Annotated in this window: 12 protein-coding genes; 4 read left to right on the forward strand and 8 right to left on the reverse strand. The window is 69.7% G+C overall.

Annotation, left to right across the window (positions count from 1 at the left end; all coding sequences use genetic code 11):
- Positions 1-4: 4 nt before the first annotated feature.
- The 3 genes from ABZ833_RS27235 to ABZ833_RS27245 are packed head-to-tail and all read right to left on the reverse strand — an operon-like array spanning position 5 to position 3,563.
- Positions 5-937 carry a metal-dependent hydrolase gene (locus ABZ833_RS27235; protein WP_361051422.1) on the reverse strand — a complete coding sequence of 311 codons (933 nt, stop codon included), beginning with the start codon at positions 935-937 and terminating at the stop codon, positions 5-7.
- A complete protein-coding gene (locus tag ABZ833_RS27240; RefSeq protein WP_361051425.1) occupies positions 934-2,715 on the reverse strand; it encodes an SDR family oxidoreductase in 1,782 nt (593 codons plus the stop codon). The genes ABZ833_RS27235 and ABZ833_RS27240 overlap by 4 nt, the downstream gene beginning before the upstream one ends.
- Positions 2,712-3,563 carry a M24 family metallopeptidase gene (locus ABZ833_RS27245; protein ID WP_249588951.1) on the reverse strand — a complete coding sequence of 284 codons (852 nt, stop codon included), beginning with the start codon at positions 3,561-3,563 and terminating at the stop codon, positions 2,712-2,714. The genes ABZ833_RS27240 and ABZ833_RS27245 overlap by 4 nt, the downstream gene beginning before the upstream one ends.
- Positions 3,564-3,816: 253 nt before the next feature.
- Between ABZ833_RS27245 and ABZ833_RS27250 the strand changes: the two genes are divergently transcribed.
- From ABZ833_RS27250 to ABZ833_RS27265, 4 genes are read left to right on the forward strand one after another with little or no spacing between them, the layout of a single operon-like run.
- Positions 3,817-4,842 (forward strand): ABC transporter ATP-binding protein, encoded by a 1,026-nt coding sequence (locus ABZ833_RS27250; RefSeq protein WP_361051812.1) that lies wholly within the window; start codon positions 3,817-3,819, stop codon positions 4,840-4,842.
- On the forward strand, positions 4,832-5,737 hold the full coding sequence (locus tag ABZ833_RS27255) for an ABC transporter permease (RefSeq protein ID WP_249588952.1): 906 nt from the start codon (positions 4,832-4,834) through the stop codon (positions 5,735-5,737). The genes ABZ833_RS27250 and ABZ833_RS27255 overlap by 11 nt, the downstream gene beginning before the upstream one ends.
- Positions 5,734-6,645: an ABC transporter ATP-binding protein gene (locus ABZ833_RS27260; protein WP_249588953.1), complete on the forward strand. Its 912-nt coding sequence runs from the start codon at positions 5,734-5,736 to the stop codon at positions 6,643-6,645. Before ABZ833_RS27255 ends, ABZ833_RS27260 begins: the two co-directional genes overlap by 4 nt.
- A gap of 11 nt (positions 6,646-6,656) precedes the next feature.
- Entirely contained in the window at positions 6,657-7,376 is a 720-nt protein-coding gene (locus tag ABZ833_RS27265) for an ABC transporter permease subunit (protein ID WP_361051430.1), read from the forward strand.
- Positions 7,377-7,715: 339 nt separating this feature from the next.
- On the opposite strand, the gene ABZ833_RS27270 is transcribed toward ABZ833_RS27265, so the two are convergent.
- The 5 genes from ABZ833_RS27270 to ABZ833_RS27290 form a co-directional block, all read right to left on the reverse strand.
- Complete coding sequence (locus ABZ833_RS27270) at positions 7,716-8,540, reverse strand: HAD family hydrolase (protein ID WP_361051433.1); 825 nt, start codon at positions 8,538-8,540, stop codon at positions 7,716-7,718.
- Positions 8,537-9,826: a serine--tRNA ligase gene (serS, locus tag ABZ833_RS27275; protein WP_361051436.1), complete on the reverse strand. Its 1,290-nt coding sequence runs from the start codon at positions 9,824-9,826 to the stop codon at positions 8,537-8,539. The genes ABZ833_RS27270 and serS overlap by 4 nt, the downstream gene beginning before the upstream one ends.
- A 618-nt stretch (positions 9,827-10,444) precedes the next feature.
- Positions 10,445-11,380: a prephenate dehydratase gene (gene pheA, locus ABZ833_RS27280; protein ID WP_249588957.1), complete on the reverse strand. Its 936-nt coding sequence runs from the start codon at positions 11,378-11,380 to the stop codon at positions 10,445-10,447.
- A 195-nt stretch (positions 11,381-11,575) separates the two neighbouring features.
- Positions 11,576-12,823 (reverse strand): iron uptake transporter deferrochelatase/peroxidase subunit, encoded by a 1,248-nt coding sequence (efeB, locus tag ABZ833_RS27285; RefSeq protein WP_361051439.1) that lies wholly within the window; start codon positions 12,821-12,823, stop codon positions 11,576-11,578.
- Positions 12,824-12,834: 11 nt separating this feature from the next.
- Positions 12,835-14,805 (reverse strand): copper resistance protein CopC, encoded by a 1,971-nt coding sequence (locus tag ABZ833_RS27290; RefSeq protein WP_361051442.1) that lies wholly within the window; start codon positions 14,803-14,805, stop codon positions 12,835-12,837.
- Between the last annotated feature and the right edge of the window lie 9 nt (positions 14,806-14,814).

Raw genomic sequence — 14,814 nt, forward strand, 5'->3', positions numbered from 1 at the left:
CGTGCTAGGCGATGGCCGCGCGGCCGACCGCAGCGGCCGCGGCCCGCGCCGCGGGTGACTCCGCCAGATATTCGACGGCCTTGCGCAGCGAGCCTTCCTGCGAGGGATGGTACGACCGCCGCAGATAGCGGGGTATGGCCGTGCCGAGCTCCCGCCACGTGGGCAGCAGGCCCTTTCGGACCGCCTTGTTGTGCTCACCCAGGGAGTAGCGAAGACGCCCCGCGAGCTGGGGGTCCCGGCGCATCAGATAGGCGGTGCCCCAGACCCACAGGTACAGCATCACGGGCGCGGTGACCGTCATGCCGGCGATGCGGCGGGCATAGCGGGACAGGCCTTCGCCGCCGCAGTGCTGGTACATGTCGAAGGCGACCGAGCGGTGCTCGACCTCCTCCGCGCCGTGCCAGCGCAGCAGGTCGAGCATGACCTCGTCGGCGTCCGCCTGGTCCAGGCCCTCGGCGTGCAGCACCCAGTTCCCCAGGACCGCCGTGAACTGCTCGATCGCCGCGACGACCGCGAGGCGGAAGCGCAGCCACTCCTGCGTCGGTATCGGCGCGCCCAACGGCGGGTTCTCGCCCAGGAGTTTCTCGAAGAGGAAGTCGACGTACTTGGTGAAGGCGGCGGTGTCGAGCCGCTGCGCCGCCAGGTGGTCGAGCACATGCGCGTGCTGCACGCTGTGCGTGGCCTCCTGCCCCATGAACCCCTTGACGTCCTTGAGCAGCACCGGATCGGTGACCAGGGGAAGGCCTTCCTTGAAGACCTTCACGAACCACCGCTCCCCCGCCGGGAGAAGCAGATGCAGCACGTTGATGACGTGGGTGGCGGTGGGCTCGTCCGGTATCCAGTGCAGCGGGGTCCGCTCCCAGTCGAACGAGACCCTGCGCGGAACGATCGTGTAGTGCTCCTCGGTGTTCGTGCCGGTGCTTTTCTCCGTGCTCACAGCGGCGGCTCCAATCGGGCTATCGCACGCAGGGCCTTGGGCGTGAAGCGGGACATGAGGTGGGCGCCACGGGCCTCCGGGGTGACCGGGACCACGGCCTGGTTCTTGACGACCGCGCGCAGGATCGCGTCGGCGACCTTCTCCGGTGGGTAGTTCCGCAGGCCGTACAGGCGGGAGGCCTTCTTCTGGCGGCGCTTCTCCTCCTCGGCGTCGACTCCGGCGAAGTGGCTGGTCGCCGTGATGTTCGTGTTCACCAGGCCCGGGCATATCGCGGAGACCCCGATGCCCTGGCCCGCCAGCTCCGCGCGCAGGCACTCGCTCAGCATCAGGACCGCCGCCTTGGACGTGCTGTAGGCGGGCAGAGCCTTGGAGGGCTGATACGCCGCCGCGGAGGCGGTGTTGACGATGTGGCCGCCCTGGCCGCGCTCGGCCATCTGCTTGCCGAAGAGCCGGCAGCCGTGGATCACGCCCCACAGATTGACGTCGAGGACCTTCTTCCAGTCCTCGGAGGTCGTGTCGAGGAACGACCCGGAGAGGCCGATGCCCGCGTTGTTCACCAGGACGTCGACGACGCCGTACTCCCTGGCGACCTTCTCGGCGAGCTTCTCCATGGCCTGCTCGTCGGACACGTCGACCGTCTCGCCCCAGGCTTCGGGGGCGCCGACCAGACGGGACATCTCCGCCGTGCGCGCCGCGCTCTCCGCGTCCCGGTCGACGGCCACCACGCGCGCGCCCGCCTCGGCGAACGCGAAGGCGGTGGCCCGGCCGATGCCGCTGCCCGCGCCGGTGACCAGGACCAGCTGGCCGCCGAAGCGGTCGGCGTGCTTGCCCGTGGCCACACTGTCGTTCGCGGGCACGCCGTCCTCATTGCTGGTGACGAAGTCGGTGATCCATGCCGCCAGTTGGTCCGGCCGGGTGCGGGGCACCCAGTGCTTGGCCGGGATGCTGCGGCGCACCAATTCCGGTGCCCACAGCTCCAGTTCGTCGTAGAGCCGCTCCGACAGGAAGATGTCGCCGGAGGGCGTGATGAGCTGCACGGGCGCGTGGGCGTAGGCGTCGGTGCGGGGCCTGCGCATCCGCGCGCGGACGTTGTCGCGGTAGAGCCACGCTCCGTGCGCGGCGTCCGAGGGCAGCGACGACGTCGGATAGTCGCCCGCGGGCACCTTCTCCATGCGCTGGAGGATCTTCGGCCACTGCTTGCCGAGGGGGCCGCGCCAGGCGAGCTCGGGGAGCACCGGCGTGTGCAGCATGTACACGTACCAGGACTTGGCGCCCTGGCCGAGGAGCTGGCCGACCTTGCGCGGTGTGGGCCGGGTCATCCGCTTCTTGATCCAGTGCCCGAAGTGGTCGAGCGAGGGCCCCGACATCGAGGTGAAGGACGCGATGCGCCCCTCGGTGCGCTTGACCGTGACGAACTCCCAGGCCTGCACCGAACCCCAGTCGTGGCCGACCAGATGCACCGGCTTGTCCGGGCTCACCGCATCGGCGACGGCCACGAAGTCATCGGTCAGCTTCTCCAGCGTGAACCCGCCGCGCAGCGGCTGCGGGGCCGTCGACCTGCCGTGGCCGCGCACGTCGTAGAGCACGACGTGGAAGCGGTCGGCGAGGCGCTCGGCGACCTGTGACCACACCTCCTTGGAGTCGGGATAGCCGTGGACGAGCAGCACCGTGGGCTGTGTAGGGTCGCCCAGCTCGGCGACGCACAGCTCCACTCCGCCCGTACGCACCCAGCGCTCGCGGGCGCCCTCGATCCCCTTGGTGATTCCTTCCGTGCTCATGCGGCGGCCCTCTCCTCAGCCCAGCGCCGCACATGCGGCAGATCGTCATCCAGCCAGAACGCGCTCTGTTCGGGGTCCTTGGAGTCGGTGACGACCAGGATCTCCTCGAACTTCGCGCCCGTACCCCTGAATCCGAGGTGCGGTTCGACCGCCCAGAGCCCCGGCTGGGGCGGGTGGTCGGAGAATTTGTACGGCGACCACAGCGGCGACCAGCCGTCCCGGTGGCCATGGATCGCATCGCTCGCCAGGCCCTTCAGGGACTGCGTGCCGAAGCCGAAGACATGCGGCGACCTGCGGCGCTCCTTGACCCGGTCGATCTTGTGCGCGATGACTCCGAAGGGATACGCGCGATGGCGGTTGGCATAGCCCTGGCGGACCATGAGCCGGTCCACGTCCTCATAGATCTCGCGCAGCGTGCGGCGCTCACGCACTTCGCGCAGGAGCAGCTCGCGGTGCGCCTCCAGGTCGGAGAGCAGCTTGTCGTGCAGGGGGTTCAGGCCCAGGCAGCCGGAGTAGCCGATGTCCGCCGTATATCCCTTGTACACGGGGGCCATGTCGAGGATGAAAGGCATCCCCGGCTCAAGGCGGCGGTTGGTGGGGAAGAACTGCAGCGGTATCCGGAAGTTCGCGAACGCCGTGCGGTCCCCGAACCAGGCGAAGGGCAGGTGGAACCAGTCCCGCACACCCCGCTCCCGCAGCCACTCGCGCTGCATCCGCGCCGCCTCGCGCTCGGTCACGCCCGGCTTGAGCTGCGCCGCGACCGCCTCCGCGCATTCATACGCGAGGGTCTGCACTTCCCTGAACCCCCGCAGTTCCGCGGAGAGTTCGCCTGCCACCGCTGAGGTCATGCCACCGTCCGTCCGTGTCCGGTCCATCGCAGTACGCGTTCGTAACTTGACACTGATGAATGTGACAATGCTCGGCGGCTACGTCAATAGCTGTGCACGAGCCGGGCCGGACTCCGGGGTAGACCGAGGGGTATCCCCCAGGGGTCGACCTCAGGACGACCCCTACGGGCCCGTAATACCCGAGAGTGACGCGAGGACAGCACCCTGGTCTGACGCTCGATGTGGTCTGCGCCACTACCTTCGAAATGTGACTGTGATCGCGACCGAAAGCCTGAGCAAGCGGTTCCCGAGGGTGACCGCGCTTGACCGGCTCTCCATGGATATCGGGCCCGGTGTAACCGGACTCGTCGGAGCCAATGGAGCCGGCAAGTCCACTCTGATCAAGATCCTGCTGGGTCTGTCCCCCGCCACGGAGGGCACCGCCGCTGTGCTCGGCCTCGACGTCGCCACCAGTGGCGGCCAGATCCGTGAGCGCGTGGGCTATATGCCCGAGCACGACTGCCTGCCGCCCGATGTGTCGGCCACCGAATTCGTCGTCCACATGGCGCGCATGTCGGGACTGCCGCCCACGGCGGCCCGCGAGCGCACCGCGGACACCCTGCGGCACGTCGGTCTCTACGAGGAGCGCTATCGCCCCATCGGGGGTTATTCGACGGGGATGAAGCAGCGCGTGAAACTCGCGCAGGCCCTCGTGCACGACCCCGACCTGGTCTTCCTGGACGAGCCGACCAACGGCCTCGACCCCGTGGGCCGTGACGAGATGCTGGGCCTCATCCGCCGCGTCCACACGGACTTCGGCATCTCCGTCCTGGTCACCTCGCACCTGCTCGGTGAGCTGGAGCGCACCTGCGACCACGTCGTCGTCATCGACGGCGGCAAGCTCCTGCGGTCCAGCTCCACCACCGACTTCACCCAGACCACCACGACGCTGGCCGTCGAGGTGACGGACACCGACGAACACCCCGACGGCACCGCGGTGTTCCGCGAGGCGCTGCAGGGCCGCGGGGTCGCCACCCACGAGGGAAGCGGCCTGCCGGGTGCCGGGCACACCGTGCTGCTCGAAGCGGTCGGCGACGAGACGTACGACCTGGTGCGCGATCTCGTCGCGGACCTCGGCCTCGGCCTGGTCCGGATGGAACAGCGCAGGCACCACATCGCAGAGGTATTCCAGTCCGAGCAGGCAGAGCAGCCCGAGCCGTCCGGACAGTCTCAACCGTCCCAGCAGGCCAAGCAGTCCGACCAGGAAGCGCGGAAGGAGGCGGTCCGCCATGGCGGTTGAGCAGCCCCCGGCACACGCCGGCGAACAGACCCAGATCCACAACATCGGCTATCGCAAGTACGACGGAGCGCGCCTGGGCCGCGCCTATGCCCGCCGCTCGCTCTTCTCACAGAGCCTGCGCGGGGCGTACGGCCTCGGCCGCTCGGCCAAGTCCAAGGTCCTTCCCATGATCCTCTTCGCGGTGATGTGCGTCCCCGCCGCGATCATGGTGGCGGTCGCCGTGACCACGAAGGCGAACGACCTCCCCCTCGACTACACCCGCTACGCGATCGTGCTGCAGGCAGTGATCAGTCTCTATCTCGCCGCCCAGGCCCCCCAGACGGTCTCCCGCGACCTGCGCTTCAAGACCGTCCCCCTCTACTTCTCCCGCCCCATCGAGCACAGCGACTACGTACGCGCCAAGTTCGCGGCGATGGCCTCGGCCCTCTTCGTCCTCACGGCCGCACCGCTGCTCGTCCTCTACGTGGGCGCGCTGCTCGCCAAGCTCGACTTCGCGGACCAGACGAAGGGCTTCGCCCAGGGGCTCGTCTCCGTGGCGCTGCTCTCGCTCCTCTTCTCCGGCATCGCCCTCGTCGTCTCGGCGATCACACCCCGCCGCGGCTTCGGTATCGCCGCCGTCATCGCCGTACTGACCATCAGCTACGGAGCGGTGTCCACGGTCCAGGCCATCGCCTACGAACAGGGCAGCACCGACGCCATCGCCTGGCTCGGCCTCTTCTCGCCGATCACGCTCATCGACGGCGTACAGACCGCCTTCCTCGGCGCGACCTCCGCCTTCCCCGGAGGGGAAGGCCCCTCGTCCGGCACGGGCGTGGTCTACGTGATCGTCGTCCTCGCCCTCATCGCGGGCTGCTACGGCGCACTGCTGCGCCGCTACCGAAAGGTCGGGCTGTGAGCACCATCAACATCGACCACACCTCCCGCTGGTTCGGCAACGTGGTGGCGGTCAACGACATCACGATGAACGTCGGCCCCGGCGTGACCGGTCTCCTCGGCCCGAACGGCGCGGGAAAGTCCACCCTCATCAACATGATGGGCGGCTTCCTCGCCCCCTCCACCGGCAGCGTCACCCTCGACGCCAAGCCGATCTGGCGCAACGAACAGATCTACAAGGACATCGGCATCGTCCCCGAGCGCGAGGCGATGTACGACTTCCTCACCGGACGCGAATTCGTCGTCGCCAACGCCGAGTTGCACGGACTGGACGAGCGGGCGGCGCACAAGGCCCTCGCCACGGTCGAGATGGAGTACGCGCAGGACCGCAAGATCTCGACGTACAGCAAGGGCATGCGCCAGCGCGTGAAGATGGCGTCCGCCCTCGTCCACGAGCCGTCCGTGCTCCTGCTCGACGAACCGTTCAACGGCATGGACCCACGCCAGCGCATGCAGCTCATGGACCTGCTGCGGCGCATGGGAGACGAGGGCCGCACGGTCCTTTTCTCCTCGCACATCCTCGAAGAGGTCGAGCAACTGGCCTCGCACATCGAGGTGATCGTGGCCGGCCGGCACGCGGCCAGCGGCGACTTCCGCAAGATCCGCCGCCTGATGACCGACCGCCCGCACCGCTACCTGGTGCGTTCCAGCGACGACCGCGCCCTGGCCGCCGCCCTGATCGCAGACCCGTCGACGGCAGGAATCGAAGTCGACCTCAAGGAAGGCGCCCTGCGCATCCAAGCCATCGACTTCGGGCGCTTCACCGCCCTGTTGCCACGCATCGCCCGCGATCACGACATCCGGCTCCTGACGGTCTCGCCCTCGGACGAGTCCCTCGAGTCGGTCTTCTCCTATCTCGTCGCGGCCTGAAGGGAGCCATCGTGTACGACCCCACTGTCGCCCGGCTCACCTACCGGGCCCTGCTCGGCCGCCGCCGGGCTCTGATCCTCTTCGCCCTGCCCGTCCTGCTGATCGTGATCTCCGCCGCGGTCCGCGGATTCAGCGGCGCCGACGACCAGGTCGCCTCCGACCTCCTCGGCGGGTTCGCGCTCGCCACGATGGTGCCGATCATCGGCGTCATCGCGGGCACCGGAGCCATCGGCCCCGAGATCGACGACGGCTCCGTCGTCTACCTCCTCTCCAAGCCGGTCAAGCGCCCCACGATCATCATCACCAAGCTCACCGTCGCCATCGCCGTGACCATGGCCTTCTCGGCGATCCCGACCTTCATCGCGGGCATGATCCTGAACGGCAACGGCCAGCAGATCGCGGTGGCCTACACCATCGCTGCCCTGGTCGCCTCGATCGCGTACGCGGCGCTCTTCCTGCTCCTTGGCACGATCACCCGGCACGCGGTGGTCTTCGGACTCGTCTACGCCCTCGTGTGGGAGGCGCTCTTCGGATCGCTGGTCGCCGGGGCGCGCACGCTCAGCGTCCAGCAGTGGTCGCTCGCCGTCGCCCAGAAGACCGCGGGCGGCGACCTGGTCACCTCGGACGTAGGCCTCCCGGTCGCCACGGTGCTCCTGGTCGGCGTCACGGTCCTCGCCACGTGGTATGCCGGGCAGAAGCTGCGGTCGCTGACGCTGGCCGGGGAGGAGTGATTAATTCAGTGGCGGGCGATTCGGGGCGCGGGCACAGTAGTTGTGTCACCGCGCCACGAGCCTGGCGCCCGCTTACCGGGAGAGGAGCCGACGTGTCCATCACCAGTCCGTCGAGTTCCCGGCAGGGCAGCCCGCGGCAGGCTTCGGAGTAGTTACTCACTCCGTAGAGCCCCGCCCGCGGGAGAGTCGCCCGGGGCGGCCGCTTCGAGCGCGCACTTCGCTGCGCGGGCCGCCCACCCAACGTCGCACTGGAGCCGGGCACCGAATCTCTCGGTGCCCGGCTCCAGTGCGTTGGTTACGTCAGTGCGTTGGCCACGGCCGGCGTGCCGGCCACGTTCCTCAGGCCAGGAACCGCTCGAGCACCGCCGCGATGCCGTCGTCCTCGTTCGACGTCGTCACCTCGTCCGCCACCGTCTTGAGTTCCTCGTGGGCGTTGGCCATCGCCACGCCATGTGCCGCCCAGCCGAACATCGGGATGTCGTTGGGCATGTCCCCGAAGGCGATCGTGTCCGCGGCCTTCGCGCCCAGGCGGCGAGCCGCGAGGGAGAGCCCTGTCGCCTTGGAGAGGCCGAGGGGAAGCAGTTCGACGATGCCCTCGCCGGCCATCGTCACGCCGACCAGACCGCCCGCCACCTGACGCGCCACCGAGGCCAGCTCGTCGTCGCTCAGGCCCGGGTGCTGGACGTACACCTTGTTCAGCGGAGCCGACCACAGCTCGGCGACATCGGTGAACGGGACGGCGGGCAGCGGGCCGTCCTGGACCGCGTACCCAGGACCCACGATCACCTCGCCGTCGAGGCCGTCACGGCTCGCGGCCAGCGCCAGCGGGCCGATCTCGGCCTCTATCTTGGCCAGGGCGAGGCCCGCCAGCTGCCGGTCGAGCGTGACCGAAGTGAGCAGCCGGTGCTCGCCCGCGTGGTAGACCTGCGCGCCCTGCCCGCACACCGCCAGGCCGTCATAGCCCAGGTCGTCGAGGATGTGCCGGGTCCACGGCACGGCACGGCCGGTGACGATGATGTGCGCTGCGCCCGCCGCGGTGGCCGCGGTGAGCGCGTCGCGCGTGCGCGCCGAGACCGTGTCGTCGGAGCGCAGGAGCGTTCCGTCGAGGTCGGTCGCGACCAGCTTGTACGGGAAGGACGGCGTGGCAGGAGCAGGGTGGCTCACTTGTTGATGGGCTCCAGGATCTCTCGTCCCCCCAGGTACGGACGCAGTACCTCGGGCACCCACACGGAGCCGTCGGCCTGCTGGTGATTCTCCAGGAGGGCGACGATCGTGCGCGGGACGGCGCAGAGCGTGCCGTTCAGCGTCGCGAGCGGCTGCGTCACCTTCTTGCCGTCGCTCTCGTCGCGCATCCGGATCGACAGGCGGCGGGACTGGAAGCTGTCGCAGTTCGACGCGGAGGTCAGCTCGCGGTACTTGCCCTGCGTCGGGATCCACGCCTCGCAGTCGAACTTCCGCGAAGCCGAGGAGCCCAGGTCGCCCGTGGCCACGTCGATCACCTGGAACGGCAGGCCGAGGCCGGTCAGCCACTGCTTCTCCCATTCCAGGAGCCGCTGGTGCTCGTTCTCGGCGTCCGCCGGGTCGACGTACGAGAACATCTCGACCTTGTCGAACTGGTGCACGCGGAAGATGCCGCGGGTGTCCTTGCCGTACGTGCCGGCCTCACGGCGGAAGCAGGGCGAGAAGCCCGCGTACCGCAGGGGCAGCTTGTCGGCGTCGATGATCTCGTCCATGTGGTAACCGGCGAGCGCGACCTCGGAGGTGCCGACCAGGTAGTAGTCGTCCTTCTCCAGGTGGTAGACGTTCTCGGCGGCCTGGCCGAGGAAGCCCGTGCCCTCCATGGCGCGCGGGCGGACCAGGGCGGGCGTCAGCATCGGGATGAACCCGGCCTCCGTCGCCTGCGCGATCGCCGCGTTCACCAGGGCCAGTTCGAGCAGGGCGCCGACACCCGTGAGGTAGTAGAAGCGCGATCCGGAGACCTTCGCGCCGCGCTCGACGTCGATGGCGCCGAGCATCTCGCCGAGCTCCAGGTGGTCCTTGGGCTCGAAGCCCTCGGCCGCGAAGTCGCGCGGGGTGCCGATGGTGTCGAGGACGACGAAGTCCTCCTCGCCGCCGACCGGGACGTCCGGGTGCACGAGGTTGCCCAGCTGGCCGAGGAGACGCTTGGTCTCCTCGTCCGCCTCGTCCTGGGCGGCGTTGGCCGCCTTGACTGCGGCGGAGAGCTCACCGGCCTTCTTCAGGAGCTCGGCCTTCTCGTCACGCGAGGCCTTGGGGATGAGCTTGCCGAGCGCCTTCTGCTCGGAACGGAGCTCGTCGAAGCGCAGCCCGGACGACCTGCGCCGCTCGTCGGCGGAGAGCAGGAGGTCGACTAGTGCGACGTCCTCTCCACGGGCGCGCTGGGAGGCGCGAACACGGTCGGGGTCCTCACGGAGCAGGCGAAGGTCAATCACCCCACCAGGCTACCGTCGAGCGGTTCCGGCTCACGACTCGATATTCCACTCTGTGGCGTTATGGCCGATTTGCCGGAATGGGAATTCCCGAAAGCGGCGCGACGGAATTGAGCCACTGAGCAGTCATCGGGCAGCCGTCACGCAGTCGCCGAGTGGCGGCCGCCGGTCGTTCCGGACTCGCAGGTTCCGGGTCAATGAAAAGGGTCCCATTCCCCGAAATGGGGCAGAGGGGACGCGCCCCCTTGACCCGATCCCCTTGTGGGGGGCGGGACTTGAGGCCCCGGTTGTCCACAGGAATATCCCCTTCGGAAAAGTTATCCACAGGCTGTGCGAAAGATCTGTGGACACCGGAAGAGATCGTTCCGAAAGCCGCATGCGCGACGAAGGATTCCCGTCCCAAACCACCCTCACACCCACTTTCGAGTGGAAATGGTTCGCTCCAAAGAGTTGATCAATGGAAAAGGGTGGACGAGGGGTGACGTGCGCGACTGTGGACGGACTTGTGGGTTGTAGGCCGATTTGTCGACCATGTCGTGCTTCGTTGTCGACTTGTCCCCAGGTCGAGAAGCGTGCCTGTGGATAACTTTGTGGACAACGTAAATCAGCAGGTAAGACTGCTCAGAACCGGCCGTCCTGGCACTGCGTCAGCCAGTCCGACGCCGCAAGGAACTCGCCATCGGTCGTCCCCGGCCGCAGCGGACGGACGTCATCGGTCGTCACCCCGGCCCGCGGGTACGACCCGAGGAAGCGCACCTGCGGGCAGATCCGCTTGAGGCCCATCAGCGCCTCGCCCACGCGGCGGTCGGTGATGTGGCCCTCGGCGTCCACCGAGAAGCAGTAATTGCCGATGCGCTGGCCGGTGGGCCGCGATTCGATCCGCATCAGGTTGACCCCGCGCACCGCGAATTCCTGGAGCAGTTCGAGCAGGGCGCCCGGGTGGTCGTCGCCGAGCCAGATGACCACGGACGTCTTGTCCGCGCCCGTCGGTGCCGCGGGGCGGGCCGGGCGGCCGACCAGGACGAAGCGGGTCTCGGCGGTCGCCGCGTCGTGGATCTCGCTGACCAGCGGTTCGAGGCCGTACGTCGCCGCCGCGAACTCGCCCGCGAAGGCCGCGTCGAAGCGTCCCTCCTGGACGAGGCGCGCGCCGTCCGCGTTCGAGGCCGCCGACTCCCACAGGGCGTCCGGCAGGTTCGCGGCGAGCCAGTTGCGGACCTGTGGCTGGGCCACGGGGTGGCCGGTCACCGTCTTGATGTCCTTGAGCTGCGTGCCGGGCCGCACGAGCAGCGCGAAGGCGATCGGCAGGACGACCTCGCGGTAGATCATCAGGGGCTCGCCCTTGGCGAGCTCGTCGACGGTGGTCGTCACGCCGCCCTCGACCGAGTTCTCGATCGGCACGAGTGCCGCGGCCGCATCGCCGTTGCGGACCGCGTCCAGCGCCGCCGGCACGGACACCATCGGGACGAGCTCCCTGGTGGCCGCTTCCGGGAGCGTACGGAGGGCGGCTTCGGTGAAGGTGCCCTCGGGGCCGAGATAGGTGTAGCGCATCGCCGACATACCGTCACCCTAATGGCCCGTACGTGGCATGGCTCACGCGTCTCACGGAGCGGCACCCGCCCCAGGTACGCGCATGTGTCAACGGACGGCGCCCGCTCCCGCGCACCACCACGGGCGCCCGCCCCGCGCGCGAAGGGGCGCTCGGCCCGCGCGCAAAAAAGGGTGCTCAGCCTCGTACGAAAGGGGCGCGGGCGCCTACGCCTCCAGGAGCCGCTGCCCCACGTACTCGCCCTTCGCCGCACCGCCCGGCACCGCGAAGAGGCCGCTCGCCTCGTGCCGGATGAACTCCGACAGCGCGTCCCCCCGGTCGAGCTTGCGCTGCACCGGCACGAAGCCGCGGAGCGGGTCGGCCTGCCAGCACACGAAGAGCAGGCCCGCGTCCGGCTCCCCGTCCTTGTCGAAGCCGTCGTGGTACGAGAACGGGCGGCGCAGCATCGCGGAGCCGCCGTTCTGGTCGGGCCGGGTGATGCGGGCGTGGGCGTTGAGGGCGATGACGTACTTGCCGTCCGCGCCTGCCTTCTCCAGCTTCGGCTCGGTGTTCTCCGTGCCGCCGGTCAGGGGTGAGCCGTCCGACTTGTGGCGCCCGATGACCGCCTCCTGGGCCCCCAGGCCGAGCTTCTCCCAGTCGTCCAGGAGCATCCGGATACGGCGTACGACGACGTAGGAGCCGCCCGCCATCCAGGAGGGGTCCCCCGTGGCGGGCACGTAGATCCGCCGGTCGAAGTCGTCCTCCGACGGCTTCGGGTTGTTCGTGCCGTCGATCTGGCCCATCAGGTTGCGGGTCGTCATCGGGTGCGCGGTCGCGCCGGGCGAGCGGTTGAAGCCGTTCATCTGCCAGCGCACCCGTGCCGCGTCCCCCGCCTCCTTCTGGAGGGCGCGCAGCGCGTGGAAGGCGACGAGCGGGTCGTTCGCGCCGATCTGCACCCACAGGTCGCCGTTGCTGCGCGCCTTGTCGAGATGGTCGGAGGAGAAGTCCGGCAGCGGGTCGAGCGCTGACGGGCGCTGCTTCTCCAGGCCGGTGCGCCCGAAGAAGCTGTGGCCGAAACCGAAGGTGACGGTCAGGGACGACGGACCCGCGTCCCGGGCGACATCCGTGTCCCCGCCCTCCGCGGCCTTGCCCGCCATCAGCCGCTCGGCCGTCGCCGACCAGCGGCGCAGCAGGGCCGCCGCCTCCTTGCGGCCCGCGCCCGGCGCGAGGTCGAAGGCCACCAGATGGCCGCGGGACTGGACGGGCGTGGTGATGCCCGGCTGATGTTTCCCGTGAAACATGACCGTGTCCGCGCCAAGGGATGTCAGCGACGCCGCACGGGAGGATGCGGCTCCTTCAGAGGCGTCCGAGGGCGCCGCGGCGTACCCGGCCGCACCGCCCGCCGCGCCGAGCGCGAGGCCGGTGGCGCCGGCGGTGCCGAGCAGCCGCCGCCTCGAGATCCCGTTGTCCGCCATGGTGGTTCCGTTCAGCCGATCTGCACGTTCTTGTTCACGGTCACTTGGTCGATGTCGGAGGTGCGCACGGTCACCGCGATCTTCCACTTGCCGGCCATCGGGATCTGCACCCCGCTGGAGCTCCAGTGTCCGGTGGCGATGTGGTCGGGCGAGACGGGCAGCGGGCCGACATCCTTCGACTTGAGGGTGAAGGAGACCTTCACCTCGGGGATGTCGAAGGCGCTGCCGTTGGGCCGCTTCACGAAGATGTGCATCTCGTTGCTGCCGGTGCGGCCCGGGTCCAGGTCGAGCTGGAGGGTGCCCTTGCCGTCGTCGGAGCCCGTGTCGAAGGGGAACTTGAGGGTGAGCGGTCCCGACCGCTGCGCGGCTGCGGCAGCCGTCTTCGAAGCGGCCGCCTCCTCCTCCGTGCGTCCGGGCTCGGTGGAGGTGAGGACCGTGGTGACGGCGAGCAGGACGACGGCGACGCCCGCCTCGGCGAGCACGGAGCGGCGCAGGCCGGACCGGTCGGGGTCGGCGTCGCGGATCCGCTTCTCGCGGGCGGTGCTCATGGCGGCCTGCTGGCGGGCGAGCTGGGCGGAGCGCTTGGAGTCCCCTCCGGCGGCCCCTGCGGGCACCGCCACCGGCTTCTTCTCCACGCGCTTGGCCGCGGCACGCTTCTCCGCGCGCTTCTCGACGACGGTCGCCGCCGCGGCCTCCGGGGCCAGGTCGCCCGCCTGGCCCGCGATCCGCGCCGTCCAGCGCCGCGAGATCCCGGCGATGCCGACGAGGACGACCACCAGGCCGACCTTGATGAGCAGCAGCTGTCCGTACCACGTACCGGTGAGCGCCGACCATGAGCCGACCTGCCGCCACGACTGGTAGAGCCCGGTCGCGGCGAGGGCGACGACGCTGCAGAACGCGACCCGCGAGAAGCGCCGCACCGCCCCGGCCTCCACCGACGGCGCGAAGTAGAGGGCGACGACGAGCGCCGCGAGCCCGCCGAGCCAGGCGGCGACGGCGAGCAGGTGCACGACGTCCACGGGCATCGCGAGCCCGGCCTGGATGCCGGTCGACGCGTGCTCGGCCATGGCCCAGGTCGCGCCGAGTCCGACGGCGACGACGCCTCCGCCGATCGCGAGCCCGAAGGTGAGGTCCTTGCGCTCCTTGGGGTCGGTCCGCTTCTCGTACGCACCGAAGAGCACCGCGATGAAGAGCGCGGCGGCGGCGAGCAGCAGCAGCCGTGAGACCAGCGCGGCTCCCGTCTTCGTCTGGAGCACGTCGCCGAGCTTGGCCATGTCGAAGGCGTCGGCGATCTTCCCCGACCCGGTGTACGGCGCGCGGAGCAGCAGCATGACGAGCGTGGACGCGGTGAGCGTGACCCAGCCGGACACCACGAGGCGCTGCACGGGCCGCACCCCGGCGCCGCGCGGCCAGCAGCCGAGGACGAAGGCCGCCCCGCCGACGACGAGGATGAATCCGGCGTACGAGAGGTAGCGCGCGAAGCCGTAGAGCCCGCCGACGAATCCGCCGCCCACTTCTTGGTCGGGCAGCGCGACCTTGGTGTCGGACGGCGCGCCCACGGAGAAGGTGTAGGCCCCGGAGATGGGGTGGCTGTCGGCGGAGACGACCTGGTAGGCGACGGTGAAGGTGCCGTCGGGCAGCCCCTTGTGCAGGTTCACGCCGTACGTGTTGGACCCGAGGTCACTGGTCTTGCCGGTGTCGACGCGCTTGCCGGCCGGGTCGAGCACCCGTACGGAGCCGTCGGACATGGCGACCTTCTCGGAGAAGGTCAGCGACACGCGGGCGGGCGCCGTGTCGACCACCGCCCCCTGCTTGGGGTCGCTGCCCGTCAGCGCGGCATGGGCGGAGGCGGGGGCCGCCGTGGCCAGCAGGGCGCCGAAGAAGACGGCGACGACGAGCAGGAGCCGTCCGACGCCGGGTGTTATCCCGAAGCGGGCGGCGGCCCCGGAGCGAGCTCCACAGCGGGGAGCGATGGTCTGCATCAGCGATCA

This window comes from Streptomyces sp. NPDC047525 (genome assembly GCF_040643025.1).
Classification (GTDB): domain Bacteria; phylum Actinomycetota; class Actinomycetes; order Streptomycetales; family Streptomycetaceae; genus Streptomyces; species Streptomyces durmitorensis.

Bases quoted from the DNA above. Each gene is read 5' to 3' on its own strand.
- ABZ833_RS27240 (WP_361051425.1), bottom strand. From the start codon at position 2,715: ATGAGCACGGAAGGAATCACCAAGGGGATCGAGGGCGCCCGCGAGCGC.
- ABZ833_RS27245 (WP_249588951.1), bottom strand. From the start codon at position 3,563: ATGACCTCAGCGGTGGCAGGCGAACTCTCCGCGGAACTGCGGGGGTTC.
- ABZ833_RS27255 (WP_249588952.1), top strand. From the start codon at position 4,832: ATGGCGGTTGAGCAGCCCCCGGCACACGCCGGCGAACAGACCCAGATC.
- pheA (WP_249588957.1), bottom strand. From the start codon at position 11,380: ATGTCGGCGATGCGCTACACCTATCTCGGCCCCGAGGGCACCTTCACC.
- efeB (WP_361051439.1), bottom strand. From the start codon at position 12,823: ATGGCGGACAACGGGATCTCGAGGCGGCGGCTGCTCGGCACCGCCGGC.
- ABZ833_RS27290 (WP_361051442.1), bottom strand. From the start codon at position 14,805: ATGCAGACCATCGCTCCCCGCTGTGGAGCTCGCTCCGGGGCCGCCGCC.